We start from the raw sequence: 25,508 nt of genomic DNA, 5'->3' as shown, positions 1-25,508 counted from the left end.
CTCAGAGGTGATGGGAGTAGGTCTCGTATTCGGCGTCCGGCTCGCCGGTGGGACGGAAGTGGTCCACGTTCTCCAGGCCGTAGCCCCACTCCTCGCGCGGCTTCCAGACCGCCTCCACCCGCATGCCCATACGCACCTCGCTCGCGTCGCAGCCGAGCACCAGGTGCAGCACCGGGATGTCCGCGCCGTCCAGCAGCACATAGGCCGCGACGTACGGCGGCTTGATCCGCTGCCCGAGGAACGGCACGTTGACGATGCAGAAGGTGGTCACCGTGCCGCGGTCGGACAACTCGATGTACTCGTCGGTCGGCCTGCCGTCGGTCGGGTTCGCGCCGCGCGGCGGGAAGTAGACCTTGCCCTCGGCGTCGGTGCGCGCGCCGATCAGCTTGCCTTCGGCGAGTCCGCGCAGGTAGACGGTCTCCTGCGGCGAGGCGGTGTGCTTGTAGGACAGATCGACCGGCGTGACGAGCATGGTGACCGGATCGGCCCCGGCGGACGCGACCGGCGCTGCGGGCTTCTCGCCCGGCTCGAAGCAGACGATGTCGCGAATGCTGCCCTCGGTCTGCTCGGCCCACCGGGCGGTGACCCGCAAGCCTTTCCGAATGTCCTCGGGCCCGGCCACGTCGACCGCGTGCAGCAGCGTCGTGTCCGCGCCGTCCAATCGGATCAGCGCCCAGGCGAAGGGGCGGTCGAACGGCTGGCCGGGCAGCGGCTCGCGCACCCAGGTCCAGGATTCGACGGTGCCGGTGTCGGCGACGTCGACGAATTCGGTCAGCGGTTCGGCGGTGATCGGATCGTATTCCGGCGGTGGCACGATCACCCGTCCGTCCGAGCCGCGCGCGCCGACGATCTTGTGATCGCGCAACCGGGTCAAGAATGTCCCGATGGTGGAGCCGACGGAGCGGGTGTAGTCGAAACGCACCCGTAGGGGCGCGCTGAGTACATCGGGCACGGCCGCTGTGTTCAACGCCGTGCCGCTACCACCAGCGATTGCCGTGGATGCAGTATTCCCCTGAGTCACGATATCGAGTAGAACAGGTTCTAACTCTGGTGGCAAGCAGTTGACTGGAAAGGGGTCCGGCGTGAAGTTCGGATTGCAACTCGGGTACTGGATGGCCCAGCCGCCCGCGAACGCGGGGGAGTTGGTGGCGGCGGCCGAGGAAGCCGGGTTCGACGCCGTGTTCGCCGCCGAATCGTGGGGGTCGGACGCCTTCGGCCCGCTCACCTGGTGGGGCTCGTCGACGCGGCGGGTGCGCCTCGGCACGTCGGTGGTGCAGATGTCGGCGCGTACGCCCGCGGCGACGGCCATGCACGCGCTCACCCTCGATCACCTCAGCGGTGGCCGCGCAATTCTTGGCCTGGGCGTCTCGGGTCCGCAAGTGGTGGAAGGCTGGTACGGCCAGCCGTTCGCCAAGCCGTTGCAGCGCACCCGCGAGTACGTCGGGATCGTGCGTCAGGTGCTGGCCAGGCAGGCGCCGGTCACCAGCGACGGCCCGCACTACCCGCTGCCCTATACCGGGCCGGGCTCGATCGGGCTCGGTAAGCCGCTGAAGCCGATCGTGCATCCGCTACGTGCGGATCTGCCGATCTGGCTGGGCGCCGAGGGGCCGAAGAACGTCGCGCTCACCGCCGAGATCGCCGACGGCTGGCTGGCCATCTATTACGCGCCACGGCTGGCCGGGATGTACAACGACTGGCTCGACGAGGGCTTCGCGCGGGCGGGGGCGCGGCGTAACCGGGACGATTTCGAGATCGCCGCCAGTTGTCAGGTGGTGATCACCGACGACCCGGCGAGTGAGCTGGAGCGGATGCGCTGGATCATGGCGCTCTACATCGGCGGCATGGGCGCGCCCGAGCTGAACTTCCACGCCCAGGTGTACCGGCGGATGGGATACGAGCGCGAGGTCGACGAGATCGGCAGGCTGTTCCAGTCCGGCAAGAAGGCCGAGGCGGCGGCGGTGGTGCCGGACGAGCTGATTCTGGACACCGCGATCATCGGCGACGAGGAGCATGTCCGCAAGCAGCTGCGGGTCTGGGAGTCCGCGGGCGTCACCATGATGCTGGTGTCGGTTCCCGATGTCGCGCAATTGCATCGGCTCGCCCCCCTTGTCGAACAGTAGAACACGTTCTAGATTCAATGGGGTGACTGCCTCACCCGCCCCGTCGGCTCCGCCTCCTCACCAATCCCCCGCGCAGGAGTCAGTGAAAATTCTCGGTCTGTGGAACATCGCCGAAGCCGAGCCCGATCGGATCGCGATGGTCGATCCCTTGGGTCGGGAGGTGACGTATCGCGAATTGGCCACGCTCGCCAATCGCTACGCCACCGGCCTGCGTGGGCTCGGCCTGCAAACCGGTGACGTGCTGGTGAGCATGGTGCACAACTGCGTGGAGGCGATCGCGGCGTATTTCGCGGCCTACCAGTCCGATTTGTACATCGTCGCGGTGAACTGGCATCTCACCGGTCCGGAGGTCGCCTACATCCTGGCCGACAGCGAGGCGAAGGCGTTCATCGCCAGCGATCGCTTCGCCGCCGCCGCCCAGGCCGCCGCCGACGAGGCGGGGCTGCCCGCGACGGCGCGCTTCGCGGTGGGCGAGATCGAGGGTTTCAAGTCGGTGGCCTGGCTCGGCGCCGCGGACACCGGGCGTCCGTCCGACCGCAGCACGGGCGCGCCCATGCTCTACACCTCCGGAACCACCGGGCGGCCCAAGGGAGTACGGCGGCCGCTCACCGGCGCGGACCCCGATGTCGTCCCGCCGCACACCACCGCGTTCTTCGGCCTGTTCGAGCTCGCGCCCTACGACGACCACGTGCACATCTGCGGCTCGCCGCTGTACCACACGGCGGTACTGAACTTCGCCACCATCTCGATCCAGCTGGGCCACAAGCTCGTTCTGATGGATCGCTGGGACGCCGAGGACATGCTGCGGCTGATCGACAAGCACCGGGTGACGCACAGCCACATGGTGCCCACCCAGTTCCACCGCCTGCTGGCCCTGCCGGAGGAGGTGCGCGCCAAGTACGACGTGTCCTCGCTGCGCAGCATGGTGCACGGCGCGGCGCCCTGCCCGCAGGAGACCAAGCGGCAGATGCTCGAGTGGTGGGGTCCGACGGTCACCGAGTACTACGCGGCCACCGAGGGCGGCGGTACGGTGATCAACGGCGCCGAGTGGCTGCGCAAGCCGGGCTCGGTCGGCAAGGCGTGGCCGTGGTCGGTGATCAAGGTGCTCAGCGAGGAAGACGGCTCCGAGGTGCCTGCGGGCGAGACCGGCCTGGTCTACATGCGGATGGGCGCTTCGAGTTTCGAATACCACCACGACAAGGCCAAGACCGACGACTCGCGCGTCGGTGACCTGTTCACCGTCGGGGATATCGGGCACCTCGACGAGGACGGCTACCTCTACCTGCACGACCGGCGCTCGGACCTCATCCTGTCCGGCGGCGTGAACATCTACCCGGCGGAGGTCGAGAACGTCTTGATCACCCACCCGAAGGTCGTCGACGTGGCGGTTTTCGGTGTGCCGCATCCGGATTGGGGTCAGGAGGTGAAGGCGGTCGTGCAGCCGGCCGCCGGAGCGGAGGGCGGCGACGCGCTCACCGAGGAACTGCTGGCCTTCGCCGCTACGCAATTGGCGAAGTACAAGATGCCCAAGTCGATCGACTATCTGCCCGAACTGCCGCGCGACCCGAACGGGAAGCTCTACAAGCGCAAACTGCGTGAACGGTACATCCCCGCGTCCTGAGGAGATGAGGCGGCCGTGTAGCCGGTCCGCTGGGGCTGCGGCCCGGCCGCGCGACGACGCCGAAAGCGAATGCGCCCTTCACGAAGGGCGCATTCGCGCGTTCGGGGTCAGATATTCTCGCGCAGTTCGGGTGCGAGGCCGAAGAGCGGGAACAGCTTCTCGGTATCGAGGAAGAAATTCAGCCCCGCGATGGTGTCGCCGTCGAGTTCCAGCACGGTGATCGACCACGGCACCCACACGCCCGGCTCGTCGCCGGGCTTGTAGTGGCCGAAGGCGGGCAAGCCGTTGGCGCCTTCCAGGCGGACCAGTCGCGAATCGCGGCAAGCGCTTCCGTGGCCGAGCATGAACGCGGCCACGTTCTCCGGACCCGAGATCCACAGCTCGATCGGCGGCATGGACAGTGCCACATCCGCTTTCAACAGGGTGGTGAGGGTGTCCATGTCGTAGGACTCGAACGCCTTGACGAAGTTGTCCACCAGCCTGCGCTGATCCTCGTCGGACTCGTCGAAGGTGTCGGTGGCCGCGGGCTGGACCTTGGACATGGTCGCGCGCGCCCGTTGCAGCGCGCTGTTGACCGACGCGGGCGACATGGTGAGCGCCTCGGCGGTCTCGTTGGCGGAGAAACGCAACACCTCGCGCATGATCAGGATCGCGCGCTGGGTGGCGGGCAGATGCTGGCAGGCCGCGACGAAGGCCAGGCGCAGGGTGTCCTTCGCGCTGGCGTGGTCGGCCGGATCGGCGCCGAAGGCCAGCGCGTTCGGGATGGGCTCGATCCACACGTAGTCCGGCTGCGGTGCGGGCAGCGGTGAATCCGGCCGCGACGGGCCGGACAGGTCCATCGGCCTGGCCCGGCGCTGCGGCCCGTCGAGCATGTCGAGGCAGACGTTCGTGGTGATCTTGTACAGCCAGGAGCGGAGGCTGGCGCGGCCCTCGAACGAGTCGTAGGACCTCCACGCCCTGGTCAGGGTCTCCTGCACCGCGTCCTCCGCTTCGAAGGAGGAACCGAGCATGCGGTAGGCGTACGCGCACAGCTCTCTGCGATGGGTCTCGAACGCGGCGAGCACCTCGGGAGCGAGGCCGGCGGAGGAGCCGGGCGAGTCGTTCATGGGTGTCACCATGCCACAGGCCACCGACACAGAACAGGACCGCGAACTCGAGGGCAGCGCCGATCAAGATCGATAAACCTGTCCGGCGTGTGGGATGCGACACGGACGCTTCCGCGATGAGTTCGCCGTCCGGGGCACGTCCTATCCAATGACACGAAATGGACTTGCTCGAGAGGAAGAGGCCATGAGCAGCAAGATGATCTTCATCAATCTCCCCGTCACCGATCTACGCCGGTCGACGGCGTTCTACGAGGCGCTGGGCTGGAAGGTCAACCAGGAGTTCACCGATGACAACGCGGCCTGCATCGTGATCGATGACAACATCTGCCTGATGCTGCTCATCGAGGACTTCTTCACCACGTTCAGCAAGCGGCCGGTGGCCGACACCAAGGCGGCGATCGGCGCCGCGTACGCGCTGGCACTCGGGAGCGCCGCGGAGGTCGACAGCCTGACCGAAGCCGCTGTCGCGGCGGGCGCGACCGAAGAGGTGAACGAGGACAAGCGGGCGCAGGAGGCGCAGGTAGGCATGCACGGCCGCACCTTCATCGACCCGGACGGCCACCAGTGGGAGCCGTTCTGGATGGACTACCCGGGCGGCAACTGAGCCCGGCGAGGGGTCGCCCCCGGATGCGGGTGCGCATCCGGGGGTGTGGGCTCCGCCGGGATTCTCAGTTTCCGGTGAAAGAGGGCTTGCGCTTCTCCGCGAACGCCCGCGGCCCTTCCTTGGCATCCGCCGAGCGGAACACCGACATGCCGAGCTCGGCGTCGATCTCGAAGGCGTCCTCTTCCGGCATGGCCTCCGTCTCCCGGATGGTGCGCAGGATGGCCTGCACGGCGAGGGGCCCGTTGGCGGCGATCTGCCCCGCGATCTCCAGTGCCTTGTCCAGTGCGGTGCCGTCCGGGACGACGTGCCCGATCAGGCCGATCTCCTTGGCCTCGGCGGCGGTGAGGTGCCGGCCGGTGAGCAGGATTTCCGCGGCGACGGTGTAGGGGATCTGGCGGACCAGCCGCACCGCCGAGCCGCCCAGCGGGAACAGGCCCCACCGTGCCTCGGACACACCGAATTTCGCGCTCTCCCCGGCCACCCGGATGTCGGTGCCCTGCAGGATCTCGGTACCGCCCGCGATGGCCGGGCCCTCGACCGCCGCGATCAGCGGCTTGGTCAGCCTGCGGCCCTTGAGCAGCGCCTCCAGCTTGGCCGGATTCCAGCCGCCGCCCTCGATGGTGTCGCCGGGGTGCTCGGAGGTCATGCCCTTGAGATCGGCGCCCGCGCAGAACGCCCCGCCCGCGCCGGTCAGGATCGCGACCCGGATCTCCGGATCCTCGTCCACCTGATTCCAGGCGTCTTTCATGATCGCCATCATCTCCCCCGACAGCGCGTTGCGCGCCTCGGGCCGGTTCATGGTGACGATGAGGACATGGTCGCGCTTCTCGACGAGACAGTGCGGCATCGCTGATTCTCCTGACTTCTAGCCTTGTCAGAAACAGTAACACGTTCTATTTTTATGGCTGTGAGCCACAACATAGCGGACCTTGTCGAACATGCCGTCGACCTGATGCCCGACCGCGTCGCGCTGGCCGACGACGGCCGCGAGGTCACCTACGCCCAGTTGGAGGAGCGGGCCAATAAACTCGCTCACTACCTGCAAGAACAGGGAGTCCGGCCGGGTGACAAGGTGGGTATCTACTCACGCAACACGATCGAGGCCGTCGAGGCCATGGTCGCGATCTTCAAGGCGCGGGCCGTGATGATCAACGTGAACTTCCGATATGTCGAGAACGAGTTGCAATACATCTTCGACAACTCGGACATGGTCGCGCTGATCCATGAGCGGCGCTACAGCGACAAGGTCGCTGCCGTCCGGGCGAAGACGCCGCAACTGCGCACGGTCGTCGTCGTCGACGACGATACGACCGGCACGATCGCCACCGCAGCCGATTCGGTGGATTACGAGACGGTGCTCGCGCAGTCATCGGGCGAGCGCGACTTCGGCGAACGTTCCCCGGACGACCTGTACATGGTCTACACCGGCGGAACCACCGGCATGCCCAAAGGCGTGATGTGGCGTCAGGAGGACGTCTGGCGCGTGCTCGGCGCGGGCATCAACTTCATCACCGGCGAATACGTCCAGGACGAGTGGGAATTGGCGAAGGTCGGCGCGGGCAGCCCGCCGATGGTGCGGTTCCCGATCCCGCCGATGATCCACGGCGGCGCGCAGTGGGCCACGTTCCACAGCCTGTTCGGCGGCGGTAAAGCCGTGATGATCCCGGAGTTCTCCGGGCACGGCGTGTGGCGGGCGATCGACAAGCACAAGATCAACCTGATCTTCATCACCGGTGACGCGATGGCGCGCCCGATGCTCGACGCGCTCATCGAAGGCAACCCGGAGACCGGTCAGCCCTACGACCTTTCCAGCCTGTACGTGATGGCCAGCAGCGCGGCGCTGTTCTCGCCCTCGCTCAAGGACCAGTTCCTCGAGTTGCTGCCCAACCGGATGATCTCCGATTCGATCGGCTCCTCGGAGACCGGTTTCGGCGGTATCGCCATCGTGGCCAAGGGCGCGACGCACACCGGTGGGCCGCGGGTGAAGATCGACGCTTCCACCGATGTGCTCGACGAGAACGGCAATCCGGTGCGGCCGGGCTCCGGCGAGGTCGGCATCCTGGCCCGCCGCGGGCACATCCCGCTCGGCTACTACAAGGACGAGGCGAAGACCGCCGCGACCTTCAAGGAGTTCAACGGGATCCGCTACGCCATCCCCGGCGACTACGCGCGCGTCGAGGAGGACGGCACGGTCACCATGCTCGGCCGCGGCTCGGTCAGCATCAACAGCGGCGGCGAGAAGATCTACCCCGAGGAGGTCGAGGGCGCGCTCAAGACGCACCCCGAGATCTTCGACGCGCTGGTGGTGGGCATCGAGGACGAGCGCTGGGGCCAGCGGGTGGTCGCGGTCGTGCAATGCCGCGGCGCGTCCCGTCCCACCCTGGAGGAGCTGCGCCCGATGCTCACCCAGGAGATCGCGCCCTACAAACAGCCCCGCAGCCTGTGGTTCGTCGACGAGATCAAGCGCTCCCCGGCGGGCAAGCCCGACTACCGCTGGGCCAAGGAGCAAACCCAGTCCCGCCCCGCCGACGACCACGCGGTGGCGAGCGCGAAGTAGGAACCCGGCCTCATGGTCGGCCACCGTTCCTGGGACGGTGGCCGACCATGTAGGCATCCGCCCGGCTATCAGCGCCGCCGATCGGTCTGCCGGGGATGCCCGGTACCGGCGAGTGTCAGGTACGGCGTCCGGTTGGCGTCATCGATCGCGTACCAGATCCGGCCGCCTCCGGTGATCTCGTACTGCCATTGCTCCAATTCCGCGCCACCGAGTTTGACCGATTTGAGCTCATATTTCAGGCGGTGCTGCCGGGACGGATTCGCCGTGCTGCGAGGGTCGCTGGTGATATCGACCCACGCGCGGTCGAGATTTCCGGGTGCCTGAGCGAGTAGCTCGGCCCACCCTCGCGCGGCATTCAGGCTGTGCACGACCACGCGCCAGGGATTGGGTCGCGGTATCTCATCGCCACGGTGCAGCTTCATCCCGCTGTTCCGGGCCGGGAGACCTCGGTGAATTCCTCCGGGTCGAACGGCCCGGCCAGTCGGCGCGCGAGTTCCGGCTGGGCGTAGATCTCGGCGGTACTGCGCCAGGCGATCAGATCGCGGGCGAACGGGATGAACAGTCCGGTATCGGCCCCTGCGATCAACTGATCCAGCAGTTCGGTCACTGCCTCGGTGCGACCGGTCTCGGGCAACCATTTCAGCCACGGGAGTTCTTCGGCGAAGACCTCCTCCGCGAGAGATCGGTTCGACCGGGCGATGATGGCGAGGGTGCGGGCGAGCAGTCGCGTCGCCGTCTCCTTGGCCTCGAATCGCTCGGAGCGGGACAGCACCAGATTCTCCGCGTCCCGGCGCTCCAGGATGACGTCGGCGTCGTCCAACGCGGGAAACACCGACGTCTGTTTACGGATCAAGTCGCTGAACGGAAAGCTTTTCGAGGTCACGGGGACCATCCTACGCCGAGTTCTGAATTAGTTCAGTTGTCCCGGACCTGATGGCCGGTACGCATTCCTGTGCGACTGTCGGAGCGGCGGCCGATTCGGCTCGCGGGACCTCAGCGGTTGGCGAGTTCGGCCAGCTGGTAGGCGAGGCGGTGGCGGAAGGTGGGGATGTGGGACAGGGTGGTGAGGATCAGGTTGCGCGCGGTGCGGGCGGGGCGGCGGCGCAGGGTCGCCATCTTGGTCATGCGGTCGGTGAACGAGACGACGCCGAGGGCCACGGGGCGGCGGGTGGTCTCGTACTCGTTCAGTAGGGTGTCGGGCTCGCCCGCGAGGACTCGCGCCAGCAACGGGCCGAGGGTGGCGGCGTCCTGGATGCCGGTGTTCATGCCCTGCCCCCCTGCCGGGCTGTGCACGTGGGCGGCGTCGCCCGCGAGCAGGATGCGGCCGCTGCGGTAGTGGTCGGCGACCCGGTGGTGCACGCGGAAGCGTGAGCTCCACAGCACCTCGCGAACCCGCACCGCGCCGCCGGGGCCGCGGGCGTCCAGGAGGGCCTGGATCTGTGCCGCGGTCGAGTGCTCGGGGGCGGTTTCCAGGGTGGCGACCACGCGGTAGCGGTTCGGCTCGGCCTCGTCGGGCAGCGGCGCGACCACGGTGACACCCTCCGGTGAAAGGTGCAGAGCCACCTCGTCGCGCGCGATCGGCCAGTCCATCCGCACATCGGCGAGAACGAAGGACTCCGGGTACGACGCGCCGGTGAATCCGATGCCCGCTTGCTCGCGGACGACGCTGTGCATGCCGTCGGTGCCGACGACGTAGTCGGCGCGGATGCTGCCCGCGGTGCCCGCGGTGTCGGTGTATTCGACCGTGACGCCGTCGCCATCCTGGGCGACCCGGCTGACCTGGTATGGCCGCCGCACGTCACCGCCCGCCTTCCGTAGCCGCTTCAGCAGCACCGCCTCGGTGGTGTCCTGCGGCGTCATCAGGGTGTAGGGGTAGCGCGTCGGGAGACCGTCGAAGTCGATGGTGGCCAAGGTCTTGCCGCCGTCGTGGACGGTGAAGCGCGCGACGATGTCGCCCGTCGCGACCAACTCGTCGGCGATGCCGAGTTCCTCGAGCACCTCGAGCGTTCTGGCGTGCACGACCGCCGCGCGGGAGGTGTTCGCGCCTTCGCTCTGCCGGTCGAGCAGGACGAAATCCACACCCGCGTCGGCCAGCGTGATGGCGGCGGTCAGCCCGGCGGGTCCCGCGCCGACGATCACGACGGAAGTGGTGGCGGGCAACGGGTTCGGTGTGGCGTTCATCGGAACTCCTCATGTCAACGTTTGTAGGCCAACGTTTGTTGGCATAACCGTAGCCCCGCTCGGGCTAGGAAGTCAACAGTTGTTGGCCTACACTTGTTGGCATGACCGTAGAGCCTGATCAAGCACCCATTCGCCGCTCGGACGCGACGCGTGCGGCGATTCTGGACGCGGCCCGCGCACGGTTCGCCGCCGAGGGATTCCGCAAGGCGACCATTCGCGCCATCGCCGCCGAAGCGGATATCGACCCATCGATGGTCATGCGGTACTTCGGCAGCAAAGACGGACTCTTCGCGGCCGCTGTCGACGTCAGGTTGGACCTGCCCGACCTCGGCTCCGCGGAGCCCGACAGCCTGGGCGAGCTGCTGGTGCGCCGCTTCTTCGAGATCTGGGAAGAGCAGCCGAACAAGGAGGTGCTGCTGACGCTGCTGCGCTCATCGATCACCGACGAGGCGGTGGCCGACCGCGTCCGCGCCATCTTCGCCGAGCAGATCTTGCCCGCCGTCCTGCGTTTCGGCGATCCCGCCGACGCCCCCCGCCGTGGGGGCCTGATCGTCACCCAGATGCTCGGCCTCGCCCTGTGCCGCTACGTCCTGCGCCTTCCCCCGGTCGTCGCCCTGACCCGCGACCAGATCATCGCCGAGGTGGGCCCCACCCTCCAGCGCTACCTGACGTCGATCCCGGCCGGCTGAAAGCGCGGTACGTTCGACTCATGGCCGACCTCGATCCCCGCTACTCCGCGCCGCGGCGAGACGGCTACGCCCGCGTTCAGGACACCGGCACGAATGCGATCGACCCGCGCCGCGCAGCTTTCGAAGACGCGGCCGAGCGTGTGTTGCGGGTCAGCGGCGAGCTGAACCGGCGACTGGTCTGAGCGCAACGCGATTCGGCCCGCAGGGCATGGTGCCGTGCGGGCCGAATGCGCTCGGGCGCGGTTACGTGGCCAGCAGCGCGCCGAGGGCGCGCAGGTGGTCGGTGCTCGCGCCGAGGGCGAACTCGTTGTGTTTGGCGGCGGTGAAGTAGTTGTGCGCGATGTGGTCGCGGTCGATGCCGACGCCGCCGTGCACGTGGACAACGGTGTGGGCGACGCGGTGGCCCGCGTCGGCGGCCCAGAACTTGGCGATGTGCACCGCCTCGGCGGCGGGCAGGTCCTCCGACAGCAACCACGCCGCCTGGGTGACCGCCAGGCGCAGGCCCTGCACGTCGATGTAGGCGTCGGCGAGCCGCTGGGCGACGGCCTGGAAGCTACCGACCGCCTTGCCGAACTGCTCCCGCTCCCTCGCGTACTCGGCGACCAGCTCGAGCGCCCGTTCCAGGGTGCCGAGCTGTAGTGTGCTCAGGCCGAGCCAGGCACGGGTGAGGATCCAGTCCAGGATCTCCGCGCCGTCGGCGAGGGCGCCGATCAGTTCGGCGGGCGTATCGGTGAACTCGACCGCGAACTCCGGGCTGCGGTCGACCACCTGTTGCGCGCTCACCGTCGCCGCCGCGGGATCGACCAGGAACACCGCGGTGGTTCCGGAGACCGTGGCGGGCACCAGGATCCGCTCGGCCCGGTTCGCGAAGGGCACGGTGGTCTTGGCGCCGGTCAGCCGCCAGCCGTCGGGGGTCTCGACCGCGCTGGTGGTCGGCGCGGCGGGTTCCCAGTTGCGCTCCTCGGCCAGCGCCACCGTGAGGATGACGCTGCCCGCGCCCGCCCGCGTGGCCAGATCCTGTTGCGCCGCATCGCCGAACCGTGCCAGCGCACCCGCGCCGAGCACGATCGACCACAGGTACGGCACGGCCGCGAGGTGCTTGCCCAGCTCGCGCAGGACGGCGGTCTGCTCGAGTGAGCCGAGGTCGCTGCCGCCGACCGATTCGGGCAGCGCCGCCGCGAGCACACCGGTCTCGGCCAGCGAACTCCACAGCGGCCGGTCGAATCGCTCTTCGGCAGTATCGAGTTCGCGCAACCGGTCCGCGGTGACCAGTTTCCCGCACACCTCGCCGGTCAGCCGGCCGAGATCGAGTTGGGCTTCGGTGGGGGTGAAATCCATGGTGGTCTCTCAGCTTTCGTCAGCGCGCGGCGGCAGGCTGCTTCAGGGCGGTCATGGCGATGATGTCGCGCTGCACCTCGTTGGTGCCGCCGCCGAAGGTGAGGATGAGCGCGGCGCGGTGCATCCGCTCCAGGCGGCCGCGCAATTGCGCGCCGGGGGAGTCCTGGCGCAGGTAGGCCTGCGGGCCGAGCACCTCCATGAGCGACCGGTAGGCCTCGGTGGCCAGCTCGGTGCCGTACACCTTGCAGGCGGAGGCGTCCCACGGGCGCGGAGCCGCGTCGCCGCCCGCGTCGGCCCGGCTGGCGATCTCCCAGTTCAGCAGCTTGAGGTATTCCACCTTGGCGTGCACCTTGGCCAGGATGAGCTGCACCCATTCGCGGTCGATCACGCGGGAGCCGTCGCTCGCCTTGGTCTCGCGCGCCCATTCGACGGTCTGGCGCAGCGCCAGCGCCAGCGGCGCGGCCGAGGTGAGCGCGACGCGCTCGTGGTTGAGCTGGTTGGTGATCAGCGCCCAGCCGCCGTTCTCCTGGCCCACCAGCGCGCTCGCGGGCACGCGAACGTCCTGGTAGTAGGTGGCGCTGGTGTCCGGCCCCGCCATGGTGTGCACCGGCGTCCACGAGAAGCCCTCGGCGGTGGTCGGCACGATGAGCATGCTGATGCCCTTGTGCTTCTTGGCGGTCGGATCGGTGCGCACGGCCAGCCAGACATAGTCGGCGTAGGCGATCAGGCTGGTCCACATCTTCTGGCCGTTGATCACGTAGTCGTCGCCGTCGCGCACCGCGGTGGTGCGCAGGCTGGCCAGGTCGGTGCCCGCGCCCGGCTCGGAGTAGCCGATGGAGAAGTGCAGTTCACCGGCCGCGATCTTGGGCAGGAAGAACTTCTTCTGTTCCGCACTGCCGTAGTGCATGATCGTGGGCGCGACGGAGTTGATGGTCAGGAACGGCACCGGCGCGCCCGCGATCGCCGCCTCGTCGGTGAAGATCAGCTGGTCCATGGTGGGGCGGTCCTGGCCGCCGTATTCCTCGGGCCAGCCCAGCGCCAGCCAGCCGTCGTGGCCCATCTGCTGTACGACCTCGCGGTACACATTGCCCTGCCCGTACTCGCCGGTCTGCGCGCTCAGGGCCTCCCTGCGCTCAGGGGTGATGAGTCGCGCGAAGTAGTCGCGCAACTCCGCGCGCAGCTGCTCCTGTTGCGGCGTGTACGCAATGCGCATGGCGAAACCTCTCGGCGGGGTGGGTTAGGACGAGCCTTCGTCGGATCGGGTTTCCCCGATCATTGCATATGGACTGAAACATGTTCCAGTATTGATACCGAATCCCCCCGATGACGCCCCGGTGGAGCGGATCGGCTTGTTAGGCTTCGGCCAGAGTGGTGGTAAAGGAGTTGTCATGAAGATCAGTGTCGATCCAGACCAGTGCGAAGCGAATGGAATCTGTGTCGGAATCGCCCCCGACGTGTTCGAACTCGATGACGAGGACGTCCTGCACATCGCGAACGCGGACGTGCCCCCCGATCGGCTCGCCGACGTCGAGGACGCCGTCGCGCAATGTCCGAAGGCGGCGTTGCGGTTGCAGTGAGCGATGCTTGCCGTAAGTTGGAACACGTTCTAGAGTCGGCCGCGTGAGCAATGATCTGAGCCTTGCGGGCCGTGTAGCGATCGTGACCGGCGGCGGCGCCGGACTTGGGCGGGCCGAAGCGCTCGCGCTGGCCGGAGCCGGTGCGTCGGTGGTGGTCAACGACCTCGCGGAGTCGGAGGCGGTCGCGAGCACGCTCGGTGAGATCCGGGCGCTGGGCGCCAAGGCGGAGTTCGTCGCGGGCAGTATCGCCGAACGCGCGACCGCCGACGCGCTGATCCGCACCGCCGAGGAGTCGTTCGGATCGGTCGACATCGTGGTCAACAACGCGGGCATCACCCGCGACCGGATGCTGTTCAACATGTCCGACGAGGACTTCGACGCGGTGCTCGCGGTGCATCTGCGCGGCCATTTCCTGCTCTCGCGCAACGCCGCCGCCTATTGGCGCGGCAAGTCGAAGCAGGCGGGCGCGCCGGTCTACGGCAGGCTGATCAACACCTCCTCGGAGGCCGGATTGCTCGGCCCGGAGGGGCAGGCCAACTACGGGGCCGCGAAGGCGGGCATCACCGCGCTGACCCTCTCGGCCGCGCGGGCCCTGTCTCGCTTCGGTGTGCGCGCCAACGCGATCGCGCCGCGGGCGCGCACCGCGATGACGGAGGCGGTGTTCAGCCCCGCCCCGGAGGGCGAGGCCGACCCGCTGTCGCCCGATCACGTGGCCCGGCTGGTCGCCTACCTGGCCTCGCCTGCGGCCGAGGCGGTCAACGGACAGCTGTTCGTCGTCTACGGGGGAATGGTGGCGCTCATGGCGGCGCCGGTTGTCGAACGCCGGTTCGACGCGGCCGCGGGGGAGTGGTCGGCCCAGGATCTGGCCGACACGCTGGGCGGCTACTTCGCCGATCGCCCGGATGGGCGCACCTTCTCGGCGTCTTCGCTGGCAGAGCTGGGGTGAGCCGCGGCGGCTCGCCGCGGACCCACTACTGATCAGCTGTCCAACTGTTGATCATGGGATCGGCGCTTGGTAGACATAGGGACGGGTTATGTCCTACCTCACAAAGGTGGGATCATCACCCGATGACACCGGTTCCAAATTTATATGCCGAATTTTCGGGAAATTGCACTTCAAAAGTATGAAAAGTGCTACCGGCAACACGGTGAACGTGTTCTAATCGTTCCGGCGGTGCGGCCACGGTGGATTCGCGCCGTGGGCTGTGTACGCCGGTTGAGCAAGGAGGATCGCGGATGAACGAGGTCCTTGCCGTGCCGTTGCGGGCCGTCGGTGGATTCTTCGAACTCACCGCCGATGTCGCACGCGCCAGCGTGCGCAGGCCCTTTCAATGGCGGGAGTTCATCGACCAGTCCTGGTTCATCGCGCGAGTTTCGATCGTGCCGACATTGCTGGTGGCCATTCCGTTCACCGTTCTTGTCAGCTTCACGTTGAACATTCTGTTGCGGGAGATCGGCGCGGCCGACCTCAGCGGGGCGGGCGCGGCATTCGGGGCGGTGACCCAGGTGGGGCCGATCGTCACCGTGCTCATCGTCGCGGGGGCGGGCGCCACCGCGATCTGCGCCGATCTGGGCGCGCGCACCATTCGCGAGGAAATCGACGCCATGCGGGTGCTGGGCATCAATCCGGTACAGCGCTTGGTGGTGCCGCGGGTGCTCGCGTCGATGTTCGTAGCGCTGATGCTCAACAGCCTGGTGTGCACCATCGGCATCGTCGGCGGATTTCTGTTCTCGGTGTATCTGCAAGATGTGAACCCCGGCGCGTTCGTCAATGGCATCACGCTGCTCACCCATCTGCCCGAGCTGATCATTTCGGAGGTGAAAGCCGGATTGTTCGGGCTGATCGCCGGCCTGGTCGCCTGCTATCTGGGCTTGAATGTCAAAGGCGGACCCAAGAGTGTCGGTGATGCGGTGAATCAGACCGTAGTCTTCGCTTTTATGGCCCTGTTCGTCGTGAACGTGGTGGTCACCGCCGTCGGCATCAAGTTCACGGTGCGGTGACGCGATGGCCTTCGTAATCGAATCCCGCTTTCCCCGCACGGTCCGGCGAATGCGCAGGGTGTCGGACTCGCTCGATTCGGTCGGCAAGCACGCGGTGTTCTATGCCCAGGCGCTCGGGTCCCTGCCGCGCGCGCTGGTGCACTATCGCACCGAGACCATCCGGCTGATCGCCGAGATCAGCATGGGTACCGGCGCGCTGGCGGTGATCGGCGGCACGGTGGTGATCGTCGGGTTCCTCACCCTGTTCGCGGGCGGCACCATCGCCGTGCAGGGCTACAGCTCCCTGGGCAATATCGGCGTCGAGGCGCTGACCGGCTTCTTCGCGGCGTTCATCAACGTCCGCATCGCGGCGCCGGTGATCTCCGGTATCGGCCTCGCGGCCACCATCGGGGCGGGCTCGACCGCGCAACTGGGCGCGATGCGGGTCGCCGAGGAGATCGACGCGCTGGAGTCGATGGCGATCCGGCCGGTGCCCTACCTGGTCGGCACCCGCGTGCTGGCCGGGATGATCGCGATCGTCCCGCTCTACGCGCTCGCGGTGATCGCGTCGTTCCTGGCCAGCCGGTTCGCCACGGTCGTCATCTACGGCCAGTCGGCGGGTGTCTACGACCACTACTTCTCCACGTTCCTCATCCCGACCGACATCCTGTGGTCGTTCGCCCAGGCGATTCTCATGTCGTTGGCGATCATGATGATCCACACCTACTACGGCTACAACGCCGCGGGCGGCCCGGTCGGCGTGGGTGTCGCGGTGGGCAACGCGGTGCGGACCTCACTGGTCGCGGTCGTCACGGTGACCCTGCTGGTCTCGCTGGCCATCTACGGCACCTCCGGCAACTTCCACCTCTCCGGATAGCGACATGGCGGAATCGAAGCAAACGGAAAGCCGCCTGGGGCGGGCGCTGCGCGGCGGGCTCGGCCTGAAGCTGGCCGGTATCACGATGGTGCTCGCGCTGGTCGCGGTCGTCGCGGTCGCGATGATCATGTTCGTCGGCGGGTTCACGCCCACGGCCACCGTGACGGTGGACGCGCCGCGCAGCGGCCTGGTCCTGGACCCGGACGCCAAGGTGAAGGTGCGCGGGGTGGAGATCGGCCGCGTCGCGTCCGTCGACCACACCACCGAGGGCGCGAGGCTGAAACTGGCCCTCGACCCGGACCTGTTGAAACTGGTCCCCTCCAACGCGGACGTCGACATCCGGTCGACCACGGTGTTCGGCGCGAAGTACATCAACTTCATCGTTCCGCGGCAGCCGTCGTCCACCCCGCTGCGGCCGGGCGCGACCGTGACCGCGCAGCGGGTGACCGTCGAGTTCAACACCCTGTTCCAGCACCTCTCGGACGTGCTGGCCAAGATCGAGCCGGAGAAGCTGAACGCGACGCTGTCCGCGCTCGGCACGGCGCTGCAGGGCCGTGGGCAGAAACTCGGCGAACTGCTCACGCAGAGCGACGCCTACCTGCGCGACATCAACCCGTATCTGCCGACGCTGCAACAGGATCTGGCGAAGACCGGCGAGGTCACCGACCTGTACGCGGACACGGTGAACGACCTGCTGCGCACGGTGGACAACTTCACGGTCACCAGCACGACCCTGGCCCAGGAGCAGGACAGCCTGGACAACGTTCTGGTGAACCTCACCGGTCTGGCGGACACCACCGGATCGGTGTTGCGCGAGAACGAGAATCAGCTCGGCACCGCGCTGGATCTGCTGCGCCCGACCACCGGGCTGCTCGACGAGTACGCACCCGCGCTGTACTGCCTGATCGGCGGCCTCGGCAAGGCGCTGCCCATGGGTGAGGCGGTCTTCGGCGGGTTGCAGGAAGGCGTCGCGCTGAACACCGGCTTCATGTACGGCGCGAAGCCGTACACCTACCCGGAGGATCTGCCCAAGGTGAACGCGACCGGCGGCCCGCGATGCGGCGGCCTGCTGGACCGGGTGCCGGGCAGCCACTCGGACTATGTCGTCACCGATACCTCGGAAGGCCACGTGTACACACCGTCGACGACGCTGAGTGTGAATCCGCCGAAGATCTTCCAGCTCCTGTTCGCCGGACTACCGGGGGTGCCGCGCCCGTGAGGAATACCGCGACCACCGTCAAACTGGCGATCTTCACGCTGGTCATGGCGCTGATCTTCGCCGGTCTGGCGGTTGTGTTCAGCCAGATGCGGTTCGCCAGGGAGAACGGCTACCACGCCGTGTTCACCAGTTCCTCGGGCGTGTTGCCCGGAGCGAAGGTGCGCATCGCCGGCGTGCCGGTCGGCTCGGTCACCTCGGTGAAGGTGGGCAAGGACTACCTGGCGCACGTCGAGTTCGACGTCGACCGCAAGTACCGGCTGCTCACCAGCACCCGGGCGGCGATCAAGTACGAGAACCTGGTCGGCGACCGCTATCTCGAGCTGACCGAGGGGCCCGGCTCGAACCGCGTCCTGCAGCCCGGCGGCACCATCGTCAAGGAACAGACCGCGCCCGCACTCGATCTGGACATGCTGCTCGGCGGTTTCCGGCCGCTGCTGCGCGGTCTCGACCCCGGCCAGGTGAACGACCTGACCAACGCGCTGCTGCAGATCTTCCAGGGCCAGGGCGGCACGCTGGTGTCCCTGCTCAACAGCGGCGGTTCGTTCGCCAAGACGCTCGCCGACCGGGACGCGCTGATCGGCAGCGTGATCAACAACCTGAACGCGGTGCTGCAGACCATCGATCAGCGTGGCGACCAGTTCGCCACCACGATCGCCGAACTACAGCGCCTGATCAGCGGACTGGCGGCCGACAAGGACCAGATCGGTGACGCGATCCCGCGAATCGCCGGGGCCACCGGCGACCTGACCGACCTGCTCGCCCAGGCCCGCCCCGATCTGCGCGGCACCATCGAGCAGACCGGACGACTGGCCACGAACCTCGACGCCGGGTCGGACACGGTGCAGTGGGTCCTGGAACGGCTGCCGTCGACCTATCGCCAGCTGATCCGCATCGGCTCCTACGGCTCCTTCCTCCAGCTCTACGTCTGCTCGACGAACTTCCTGGTGGACGGCCCGAACGGACAGACGATGAAGATCAACATGCCCGGGGCGCAGACGACCGGAAGGTGTGCGGACAACCGATGAAAGAGCAGCGATCATCCGCCATCACCATCGGCATCGTCGGCCTCGTGCTCGCGGTGGCGGTTGCGCTGTCGGCATTGCAATTCGACCGCCTGCCGTTCATACGTTCCGGCGCGACCTACACCGCCTACTTCGCCGACGCGGGCGGCCTGCTCCCCGGTGACGCGGTGCAGGTCGCGGGCGTGCGGTCCGGACGGGTGGAGGAGGTCGGCCTCGACGGCGCGAAAGTGCTCGTCCGGTTCACCCTCTCCGAGTCGATCGTGCTGGGCGAGAAGACCTCGGCGGCGATCAAGACCAACACGGTGCTCGGACGCAAATCGCTGGAGGTGACGCCGTCCGGCCCCGGCGCGCTGCACACCGACGACACCATCCCGCTGGAGCGCACCACATCGCCGTACTCGCTCAACGAGGCGCTGAGCGACCTGGCGGGAACAGTGCACGACTTGGACCTGGACCGGGTCGACCAGACCCTCGACGCGCTCTCGGCGACCTTCGCCGACACCCCCGCGCCGTTGCGCTCGGCGCTCGACGGCGTCACCGCGCTGTCCCGCAGCATCAACGCGCGCGACCAGGCGCTGACCGACCTGCTGAAGCGGGCGCAGAACGTGACGAAGATCCTCGCCGACCGCGGCAACCAGATCAACGCGCTGATCCTGGACGGCAACGAGCTGCTCGGCGAGCTGGATCGGCGACGCACCGCGCTCGGGCAGCTGATCGTCTACGTCAACGGACTCGCGCAGCAGCTGTCCGGCCTGGTCGCCGACAACGAGGCACAGCTGAAACCGGCCCTCGACAAACTCAATTCGGTGCTGGCGCTGTTGCAGCGCAACAAACAGAACCTCGCCGACGCGCTGGACGGTCTCGGCCCGTTCGCCGCCGCACTCGGTGAGCAGGTCGGCAGCGGCCCTTACTTCCAGGCGTACGTGATCAATGCCGCGAGCAAGACGCTGCAACCGCTGGTGGACGCGCTGGTGTGGCCGCAGCACCTGCCGAACGATCTGCAGAGCTACCTCACGCCGTCCCCGTCGATCGAACCCGCGATTCAGGAGCCGCCGCGATGAGTGGGCACTACCCGTCCATCCTGTACCCGTCTCGAGCCGTCGATGGCTCGGCACCGGCGGGGGAGTCGCGTCCGGGGGGATGCGCATGCTGAACGTCGTACGGAAACTGCCTCGCTGGGCGCTGGTGCTGGCCGGAGTGGTCGTCGCGGCGCTCGTGGTCGCGGTCGCGTGGACCGGCATAACCAGGATCGGAACCACCAAGGTCACCGCGTATTTCCCGTCCACCTCGGGCCTGTACGCGGGTGACGACGTGCGGGTGCTCGGCGTCAAGGTCGGCAGGATCGACTCGATCGAGCCCGGCGCCGACCGGGTGAAGGTGACCATGACCCTCGATCGCGGAATCGACGTCCCCGCCGACCCGAAGGCGGTGATCATCTCGCCGTCGCTGGTCTCGGCGCGTTTCATCCAGATCGCGCCCGCCTACACCGGCGGCCCGAAGCTGAAGGACGGCAGCGTGATCCCGATCGAGCACACCGCGGTGCCGGTCGAGTGGGACGACATCAAGGCCGAGCTGTCCAAGCTGGCCACCGCCCTCGGTCCGGTCGGTGACGACAAACAGGGGTCCTTCGGCCGCTTCGTCGACACCGCCGCCGACAACCTCGACGGCAACGGGCAGCGGTTCCGCGACACCCTGCGGGAACTGTCGGCCACTTTGAGCACGCTCTCCGACGGGCGCACCGACCTGTTCGGCACGGTGCGCAACCTGCAGAAGTTCGTCGATCTGCTGTCGGCGAGCAACGAGCAGATCGTGCAGTTCGGCGGACGGCTGGCGTCGGTGTCCTCGGTGCTGGCCGGGGTCTCGGCCGATCTCGGCGCGGGACTGGACAATCTGGACGCCGCGATCGTCGACGTGCGCCGGTTCATCGACGGCAGCGGCGCCGAACTCACCGAAGGCGTCCAACGGCTGGCCGACGCCACCCAGGTGCTGGTCGACAAACGGCCCGAACTGGAACGCGTACTGCACTCCGGCCCGACCGCGCTGGTGAACTTCTACCAGATCTACAAGCCGGCCCAAGGCACCCTGACCGGCGCGATCGCGCTGAACAACCCGGCCGACCCGCTCGGGTTCCTGTGCGGCTCGGTCCGCGCGCTGGAGACCAACGACGCCGACCGCAGCGCCGACCTCTGCGCGCAGTACCTCGCGCCGGTGATCAACAGCCTGAGCATGAACTACGTGCCGATCATGACGAACCCGGCCAGCGGCGTGACCGCGTTCCCCGACCAGCTGGTCTACACCGATCCCAGCCTGGCCGATCGGGTGCGGAGCCAGACTCCCGCGCAGCCGCAGCCCGCTCCGGTGAGCGTGCCCAGCGGTCTCGCCGGACTGGCCATTCCGGGAGGAGTGCGATGACGCCGACGCGGCGATTGCACCGCACCGCCACGGTCGCGGTGGGGCTGGCGGTGGCGCTCGGCGTCTCCGGCTGTGAGTGGGACGGACTGAATTCGCTGCCGATGCCCGGCACCGAGGGCACCGCGCCCGGTTCCTACGAAGTGCGTGTCCAGATGCCGAACGTGACCACGCTGACCCGGAATTCCCCCGTCCGGGTGCACGACGTGGCGGTCGGCACGGTGTCGAAGATCGAGGTGGAGGACTGGCACGCGCTGGTCACCGTCAAGTTGAACCCGGACGTGCAGCTGCCCGCGAACGCCGTCGCCAAGATCGGGCAGACCAGTTTGCTCGGGTCCAACCATCTCGAGCTCGCCGAGCCGACGGATCAGGCTCCCGAAGGCCGGTTGCGGGCGGGCGATGTCATCCCGCTGGCGCGGGCCGGGACCTACCCGACCACCGAGCAGGTGCTGTCCTCGCTGTCGGTGGTGCTCAACGGCGGCGGCGTCGCGCAGCTGGAGACCATCACCCACGAACTCAATTCGGCGCTCACCGGGCGCGAGGAGGCCATCCGGGACCTGCTGCCGCAGCTGAACGAGCTCACCACGAACCTGGACCGCCAGACCGGCGACATCATCGCGGCGATGAGCGGGCTGGACCGGCTCGGCGGTCAGCTCGCCGAGCAGCGTGACGTGGTGGCGGCGGCCATCGAGCAGATCCATCCGGCGTTGACCGTGCTCGCCGACCGCCGCGCGAACATCACCAGGGCGCTCACCGCGCTCGGCGAGCTGAGCGACGTCGTCCGGCGCATCGTCGACGCCAGCGGCGAGGACCTGAAGGCCAACCTGCGCAGCCTCGTTCCCGCGCTGAAATCGCTGTCGGACACCGGCGGTGACCTGACCGAGGCGCTGAAGATCCTGGCCACCTTCCCGTTCCCGATGAAGAACCTGGACCACGCCATCAAGGGCGACTACCTGAACCTGTTCATGACCGTGGACATCACCGGCAAGCGGCTGGATTCGAACTTCCTCACCGGCACCCCGCTGGGCGGACGGTTCGGCGGCGTGGAAGGCGCTCTCGGCAGCTTCGCGCCGGGCACGGCCGCGCAGAACGGCGACCCGGCCACCGGGCCGTTGCAGGCGCCGCCGCCCGCCGCGAGCCAGCCCGCCCCGACCATCCCGGGACTGCCGCCGATCCCCGGCCTGCCCGCCATTCCCGGATTGACCGTGCCCATGCCGGGCAACTCCGCGCCGCAAGGGGGTCCGGGCCAGTGACGCTCACCCGGTTCGTCCGTACCCAGCTGATCATCTTCTCCGTGCTGACGGTGATCGGCCTGGTGGTCATGGGCGGCACATACGTGAAGGTGCCCGCGATGTTCGGCATCGGGCGCTACGAGGTCACGGTGAAACTGGCCGCGACCGGCGGCCTCTACCCGACGGCCAATGTCGCCTATCGCGGCACGAACGTCGGCGTGGTGAAGGAGGTGCGGCTCACACCGGTCGGGGTGGACGCGAAACTGTCCATCGCCAGCGACTACAAGATTCCCTCCGACGTCGACGCGTGGGTCCGCAGTGTCTCCGCGGTCGGCGAACAGTACGTGGACCTGGTCCCCGTCGAGCACCGCACGGGCGGGAACCTGCGTGACGGCAGCGTGATACCGGTGGAGCGCACCAAGCTGCCGCAAGAGGTCGGCGCGCTGCTGGACCAGGCCGACCGGTTGCTGTCGAGCGTGGCGGACACCCGGCTGCGGCAGGTCATCGATGAGGCGTTCCTCGCCTTCAACGGCGCCGGACCGGACCTGCAACGATTCATCGACTCCGCGTCGCTGCTGGTGCAGGAGGCGCAGGCGAACGCCGAACCGACGAAGCAGTTGCTCGACCAGATCGGGCCGCTGCTGGACACCCAGACCCGTTCGGACACGGCGATCCGTTCCTGGACCGCCGATCTGGCGACCGTCACCGACCAGCTGCGCGGTCACGACCCCGCGCTGCGCGGTGTCTTGCGCGAGGGCCCGTCCGCGATGCAGCGGGTGACCAACCTGTTCGAGGATCTGCGTCCGACGCTGCCGCTGCTGCTGTCGAACCTGGTCAGCGTCGGCCAGGTCGCGGTCACCTACCACGCGGGACTCGAGCAGATCCTGGTGGTTTACCCGCCGCTGGTCGCCGCGCTGCTCACCGCGGTACGCGGCCCGCTCGAATACGGAGCCCTGGTCGACTTCATGGCGTTGGTCAACGACCCGCCCGCCTGCACGACCGGCTTCCTCCCGCCCGACCAGCGCCGCTCGCCGAGCGAACTCGACACCCCGCCCACGCCTTCCGGCCTGTACTGCAAGGTGCCGCAGGACGCTCCCGAAGCGGTGCGCGGCATCCGGAACACACCGTGCGCCGAAGTGCCCGGTGTGCGCGCCCCGACGCCGGAGATGTGCCGGACCGGGTACGTTCCGTTGGGTGACAACCCGCCGTTCGGGCCGCCGCGGCCGGTCGCGCCCGCGGCAGCGCCCGCCGATGAGCCGCCCGTCGTGGCGCCGGCGAGTTACGGCGGCGGCACACCGGCCGCCGCCCGAGCGTACGACCCGGACAGCGGCGTCTACATCGGCCCCGACGGGCGGACATACCGACAGGGCGATATCGGACCGAGCGGTTCGGGCACGGTACCGTCGAGCTGGCAGGCGATGCTCGAGGAGCAGCAACGATGAGTGAGAGCAACGGAGAAGGTCACCGCACGCGGCGTCGTGCGGTGCGCTCGGCCGGGCCGCCGGTCGAGGAGAACGCGACCCCCACCGACGCGACGACCGCGACCGATGCAGAGACCTCGACCGCGACCAACGCGAAGACCGAGGCCGCCACCGACGTGCAGACCAGGGCTGCCACCGACGTGAAGGCCACGGCCGCCGACGACGTGAAGGCCACGGCCGCCGACGACGTGAAGGCCACGGCCGCCGACGACGCGAAAGCCGCTCCCGACGCCGACGCGAAGACTGTGTCTGCCACCGACGCGAAAGCCACAAGCGCCGCCGACCGGAAGGCCCCGCCCGCCGGAGTCTCCGCCGGCCCGTCGGCCGGAACCGCCGTCGCGGAGAACGAGCCGAGTACGGTCGACGCCGACTCCAGCGCCCCGAGCGCACCGGTACCGGCCACCGGCGACTCGACCGCCGACGCGGACAAGGCGACGGTCACCATGACGAAAGCCGCTGCCGAGTCGCCGTCCACCGAGCAGCAGCCCACCTCGGGCAAGAACCGCGGCCTCCCGCGCATTCTCGCGATGGCCGCCGCCGCCCTGCTCGTCGTCGCGCTCGTCTGCGGCGCGACCCTCTCGGTGCTCGCGATGCGCTCGGCGCACGAACGCGACGAGCGCCGCGCCGAATACGTGGAAACCGCCCGGCAGGCGATCGTCAATCTGACCACCATCCGCGCCGATTCCGCCAAGCAGGACATCGACCGGATCCTGTCGCTGGCCTCGGGTGAGTTCAAGACCGAGTTCGACGGGCGGGTCGACCCGTTCACCAGCATCGTGCAGCAGGCCAAAGTGGTATCCAGCGGCGAGATCGTGGAGGCCGCGCTGGAGAGCGACGACGATCGCTCCGGGCGGGTGCTGGTCGCCGCCAAGCAGACGCTCACCAACGCGGGCCAGGCCGAGCCGCAGACCAGGTATTACCGGTTCCGGGTCACCGTGTCCCGCGGCGATTCCGGGCTGACCGTTTCCAATGTGGAGTTCGTGGCATGACCGGTGGACGCAGCATGAACGGAATTCGGGCCAAGATCCTGTTCGCGGTACTCGGTGTCGTGGTCGCCGCGGCCGCGGTGATCGGCGGCGTCAACGGTTACCGCTACTGGGACGACCGGCAGGCCGAGCAGTCGCGCGAGGACGCGGTCGCGACGGCGGGACGCACCCTCGAGGCCATGTTCACCTACAACCCGCAGACCGTGGACACCGAACTGCGCAAGTCCGCCGACAACCTGACCGGTGACTTCCGCGACGACTATCTGACGCTGATCGACAAGCAGATCGCGCCGGGAGCCAAGGAGAAGCAGCTCACCGTCACCGCGACCACCCAGGCGGGCGGTGTCATCTCCGCGGACCGTTCGCACGCGCAGGTGCTGTTGTTCCTCAATCAGGTGATGACGAGCAAGGACACCCCGCAGGGCACCACCACCGGCAGTCGCGTGCGCGTCACTTTGACGAAGTCGGACTCGCACTGGTTGGTCTCGGCGGTCACCCCCGTCTGAGAC

General features: G+C 68.2%; 26 protein-coding genes. 18 read left to right on the top strand and 8 right to left on the bottom strand.

The window, feature by feature from the left end:
• Position 1: 1 nt before the first annotated feature.
• Positions 2-952, bottom strand: a complete 951-nt coding sequence (locus ABZ420_RS10210; protein ID WP_357119753.1) for an OB-fold domain-containing protein — start codon at positions 950-952, stop codon at positions 2-4.
• A 130-nt stretch (positions 953-1,082) separates the two neighbouring features.
• On the opposite strand from ABZ420_RS10210, the gene ABZ420_RS10205 reads away from it, so the two are divergent.
• Together ABZ420_RS10205 and ABZ420_RS10200 are read left to right on the top strand one after the other, a co-directional pair.
• Complete coding sequence (locus ABZ420_RS10205; protein WP_357119750.1) at positions 1,083-2,120, top strand: LLM class F420-dependent oxidoreductase; 1,038 nt, start codon at positions 1,083-1,085, stop codon at positions 2,118-2,120.
• A gap of 82 nt (positions 2,121-2,202) precedes the next feature.
• Entirely contained in the window at positions 2,203-3,741 is a 1,539-nt protein-coding gene (locus ABZ420_RS10200; RefSeq protein WP_357119747.1) for an acyl-CoA synthetase, read from the top strand.
• Between the two features lie 107 nt (positions 3,742-3,848).
• Here the strand turns inward: ABZ420_RS10200 and ABZ420_RS10195 are convergent, their stop codons facing one another.
• Positions 3,849-4,847 (bottom strand): sigma-70 family RNA polymerase sigma factor, encoded by a 999-nt coding sequence (locus ABZ420_RS10195; protein WP_357119744.1) that lies wholly within the window; start codon positions 4,845-4,847, stop codon positions 3,849-3,851.
• Positions 4,848-5,031: 184 nt separating this feature from the next.
• Between ABZ420_RS10195 and ABZ420_RS10190 the strand changes: the two genes are divergently transcribed.
• Positions 5,032-5,451: a VOC family protein gene (locus tag ABZ420_RS10190; protein ID WP_357119741.1), complete on the top strand. Its 420-nt coding sequence runs from the start codon at positions 5,032-5,034 to the stop codon at positions 5,449-5,451.
• A gap of 64 nt (positions 5,452-5,515) precedes the next feature.
• Here ABZ420_RS10190 and ABZ420_RS10185 read toward each other — a convergent pair whose 3' ends face one another.
• The gene (locus ABZ420_RS10185; RefSeq protein WP_062968700.1) at positions 5,516-6,298 is read right to left on the bottom strand and encodes a crotonase/enoyl-CoA hydratase family protein; all 783 of its coding nucleotides are present in this window, start codon (positions 6,296-6,298) and stop codon (positions 5,516-5,518) included.
• 60 nt (positions 6,299-6,358) lie between these two features.
• On the opposite strand from ABZ420_RS10185, the gene ABZ420_RS10180 reads away from it, so the two are divergent.
• Complete coding sequence (locus ABZ420_RS10180; RefSeq protein WP_357119738.1) at positions 6,359-8,008, top strand: acyl-CoA synthetase; 1,650 nt, start codon at positions 6,359-6,361, stop codon at positions 8,006-8,008.
• Positions 8,009-8,076: 68 nt separating this feature from the next.
• On the opposite strand, the gene ABZ420_RS10175 is transcribed toward ABZ420_RS10180, so the two are convergent.
• From ABZ420_RS10175 to ABZ420_RS10165, 3 genes are all read right to left on the bottom strand, one after another.
• Positions 8,077-8,430, bottom strand: a complete 354-nt coding sequence (locus ABZ420_RS10175; RefSeq protein WP_357119735.1) for a hypothetical protein — start codon at positions 8,428-8,430, stop codon at positions 8,077-8,079.
• The gene (locus ABZ420_RS10170; protein WP_357119732.1) at positions 8,427-8,891 is read right to left on the bottom strand and encodes a hypothetical protein; all 465 of its coding nucleotides are present in this window, start codon (positions 8,889-8,891) and stop codon (positions 8,427-8,429) included. The genes ABZ420_RS10175 and ABZ420_RS10170 overlap by 4 nt, the downstream gene beginning before the upstream one ends.
• Before the next feature lie 110 nt (positions 8,892-9,001).
• Positions 9,002-10,189 carry an FAD-dependent monooxygenase gene (locus ABZ420_RS10165; protein ID WP_357119730.1) on the bottom strand — a complete coding sequence of 396 codons (1,188 nt, stop codon included), beginning with the start codon at positions 10,187-10,189 and terminating at the stop codon, positions 9,002-9,004.
• Between the two features lie 101 nt (positions 10,190-10,290).
• On the opposite strand from ABZ420_RS10165, the gene ABZ420_RS10160 reads away from it, so the two are divergent.
• Both ABZ420_RS10160 and ABZ420_RS10155 read left to right on the top strand, forming a co-directional pair.
• Positions 10,291-10,878 carry a TetR family transcriptional regulator gene (locus ABZ420_RS10160; protein ID WP_357119727.1) on the top strand — a complete coding sequence of 196 codons (588 nt, stop codon included), beginning with the start codon at positions 10,291-10,293 and terminating at the stop codon, positions 10,876-10,878.
• A 20-nt stretch (positions 10,879-10,898) separates the two neighbouring features.
• Complete coding sequence (locus ABZ420_RS10155) at positions 10,899-11,060, top strand: hypothetical protein (RefSeq protein WP_357119724.1); 162 nt, start codon at positions 10,899-10,901, stop codon at positions 11,058-11,060.
• A gap of 61 nt (positions 11,061-11,121) precedes the next feature.
• Here the strand turns inward: ABZ420_RS10155 and ABZ420_RS10150 are convergent, their stop codons facing one another.
• Entirely contained in the window at positions 11,122-12,216 is a 1,095-nt protein-coding gene (locus ABZ420_RS10150; RefSeq protein ID WP_357119721.1) for an acyl-CoA dehydrogenase family protein, read from the bottom strand.
• A 19-nt stretch (positions 12,217-12,235) separates the two neighbouring features.
• A complete protein-coding gene (locus ABZ420_RS10145) occupies positions 12,236-13,429 on the bottom strand; it encodes an acyl-CoA dehydrogenase family protein (protein ID WP_357119718.1) in 1,194 nt (397 codons plus the stop codon).
• A gap of 175 nt (positions 13,430-13,604) precedes the next feature.
• Here ABZ420_RS10145 and ABZ420_RS10140 point away from each other — a divergent pair, with 175 nt between their 5' ends.
• From ABZ420_RS10140 to ABZ420_RS10085, 12 genes are all read left to right on the top strand, one after another.
• On the top strand, positions 13,605-13,793 hold the full coding sequence (locus ABZ420_RS10140) for a ferredoxin (RefSeq protein ID WP_040864641.1): 189 nt from the start codon (positions 13,605-13,607) through the stop codon (positions 13,791-13,793).
• 43 nt (positions 13,794-13,836) lie between these two features.
• Positions 13,837-14,739: a 3-oxoacyl-ACP reductase gene (locus tag ABZ420_RS10135; RefSeq protein WP_062968685.1), complete on the top strand. Its 903-nt coding sequence runs from the start codon at positions 13,837-13,839 to the stop codon at positions 14,737-14,739.
• 290 nt (positions 14,740-15,029) lie between these two features.
• Positions 15,030-15,794 (top strand): ABC transporter permease, encoded by a 765-nt coding sequence (locus tag ABZ420_RS10130; protein ID WP_357119715.1) that lies wholly within the window; start codon positions 15,030-15,032, stop codon positions 15,792-15,794.
• Between the two features lie 4 nt (positions 15,795-15,798).
• Entirely contained in the window at positions 15,799-16,650 is an 852-nt protein-coding gene (locus ABZ420_RS10125) for an ABC transporter permease (protein ID WP_357119712.1), read from the top strand.
• Between the two features lie 4 nt (positions 16,651-16,654).
• Complete coding sequence (locus tag ABZ420_RS10120; protein ID WP_357119709.1) at positions 16,655-17,869, top strand: MCE family protein; 1,215 nt, start codon at positions 16,655-16,657, stop codon at positions 17,867-17,869.
• Complete coding sequence (locus tag ABZ420_RS10115) at positions 17,866-18,894, top strand: MCE family protein (protein ID WP_084498718.1); 1,029 nt, start codon at positions 17,866-17,868, stop codon at positions 18,892-18,894. The genes ABZ420_RS10120 and ABZ420_RS10115 overlap by 4 nt, the downstream gene beginning before the upstream one ends.
• Entirely contained in the window at positions 18,891-19,952 is a 1,062-nt protein-coding gene (locus ABZ420_RS10110) for an MCE family protein (protein ID WP_357119706.1), read from the top strand. Before ABZ420_RS10115 ends, ABZ420_RS10110 begins: the two co-directional genes overlap by 4 nt.
• A gap of 79 nt (positions 19,953-20,031) precedes the next feature.
• Complete coding sequence (locus tag ABZ420_RS10105) at positions 20,032-21,303, top strand: MCE family protein (protein ID WP_357119703.1); 1,272 nt, start codon at positions 20,032-20,034, stop codon at positions 21,301-21,303.
• Entirely contained in the window at positions 21,300-22,553 is a 1,254-nt protein-coding gene (locus ABZ420_RS10100; protein WP_357119700.1) for an MCE family protein, read from the top strand. Before ABZ420_RS10105 ends, ABZ420_RS10100 begins: the two co-directional genes overlap by 4 nt.
• Positions 22,550-23,974: an MlaD family protein gene (locus tag ABZ420_RS10095; RefSeq protein WP_357119697.1), complete on the top strand. Its 1,425-nt coding sequence runs from the start codon at positions 22,550-22,552 to the stop codon at positions 23,972-23,974. Before ABZ420_RS10100 ends, ABZ420_RS10095 begins: the two co-directional genes overlap by 4 nt.
• Positions 23,971-25,002 (top strand): hypothetical protein, encoded by a 1,032-nt coding sequence (locus ABZ420_RS10090; RefSeq protein WP_357119695.1) that lies wholly within the window; start codon positions 23,971-23,973, stop codon positions 25,000-25,002. Before ABZ420_RS10095 ends, ABZ420_RS10090 begins: the two co-directional genes overlap by 4 nt.
• Entirely contained in the window at positions 24,999-25,505 is a 507-nt protein-coding gene (locus ABZ420_RS10085) for a h domain protein (RefSeq protein ID WP_357119692.1), read from the top strand. The genes ABZ420_RS10090 and ABZ420_RS10085 overlap by 4 nt, the downstream gene beginning before the upstream one ends.
• Positions 25,506-25,508 lie beyond the last annotated feature (3 nt).

The sequence above is a fragment of the Nocardia sp. NPDC005745 genome (assembly GCF_040630775.1).
GTDB lineage: Bacteria > Actinomycetota > Actinomycetes > Mycobacteriales > Mycobacteriaceae > Nocardia.
This window is presented reverse-complemented; position numbering and strand designations above follow the sequence as displayed.

Coding starts and splice junctions, on each gene's coding strand:
- ABZ420_RS10195 (WP_357119744.1), bottom strand. CDS start 4,847: ATGAACGACTCGCCCGGCTCCTCCGCCGGCCTCGCTCCCGAGGTGCTC.
- ABZ420_RS10190 (WP_357119741.1), top strand. CDS start 5,032: ATGAGCAGCAAGATGATCTTCATCAATCTCCCCGTCACCGATCTACGC.
- ABZ420_RS10185 (WP_062968700.1), bottom strand. CDS start 6,298: ATGCCGCACTGTCTCGTCGAGAAGCGCGACCATGTCCTCATCGTCACC.
- ABZ420_RS10175 (WP_357119735.1), bottom strand. CDS start 8,430: ATGAAGCTGCACCGTGGCGATGAGATACCGCGACCCAATCCCTGGCGC.
- ABZ420_RS10165 (WP_357119730.1), bottom strand. CDS start 10,189: ATGAACGCCACACCGAACCCGTTGCCCGCCACCACTTCCGTCGTGATC.
- ABZ420_RS10160 (WP_357119727.1), top strand. CDS start 10,291: ATGACCGTAGAGCCTGATCAAGCACCCATTCGCCGCTCGGACGCGACG.
- ABZ420_RS10155 (WP_357119724.1), top strand. CDS start 10,899: ATGGCCGACCTCGATCCCCGCTACTCCGCGCCGCGGCGAGACGGCTAC.
- ABZ420_RS10150 (WP_357119721.1), bottom strand. CDS start 12,216: ATGGATTTCACCCCCACCGAAGCCCAACTCGATCTCGGCCGGCTGACC.
- ABZ420_RS10145 (WP_357119718.1), bottom strand. CDS start 13,429: ATGCGCATTGCGTACACGCCGCAACAGGAGCAGCTGCGCGCGGAGTTG.
- ABZ420_RS10140 (WP_040864641.1), top strand. CDS start 13,605: ATGAAGATCAGTGTCGATCCAGACCAGTGCGAAGCGAATGGAATCTGT.
- ABZ420_RS10130 (WP_357119715.1), top strand. CDS start 15,030: ATGAACGAGGTCCTTGCCGTGCCGTTGCGGGCCGTCGGTGGATTCTTC.
- ABZ420_RS10125 (WP_357119712.1), top strand. CDS start 15,799: ATGGCCTTCGTAATCGAATCCCGCTTTCCCCGCACGGTCCGGCGAATG.
- ABZ420_RS10120 (WP_357119709.1), top strand. CDS start 16,655: ATGGCGGAATCGAAGCAAACGGAAAGCCGCCTGGGGCGGGCGCTGCGC.
- ABZ420_RS10110 (WP_357119706.1), top strand. CDS start 18,891: ATGAAAGAGCAGCGATCATCCGCCATCACCATCGGCATCGTCGGCCTC.
- ABZ420_RS10105 (WP_357119703.1), top strand. CDS start 20,032: ATGCGCATGCTGAACGTCGTACGGAAACTGCCTCGCTGGGCGCTGGTG.
- ABZ420_RS10100 (WP_357119700.1), top strand. CDS start 21,300: ATGACGCCGACGCGGCGATTGCACCGCACCGCCACGGTCGCGGTGGGG.
- ABZ420_RS10090 (WP_357119695.1), top strand. CDS start 23,971: ATGAGTGAGAGCAACGGAGAAGGTCACCGCACGCGGCGTCGTGCGGTG.
- ABZ420_RS10085 (WP_357119692.1), top strand. CDS start 24,999: ATGACCGGTGGACGCAGCATGAACGGAATTCGGGCCAAGATCCTGTTC.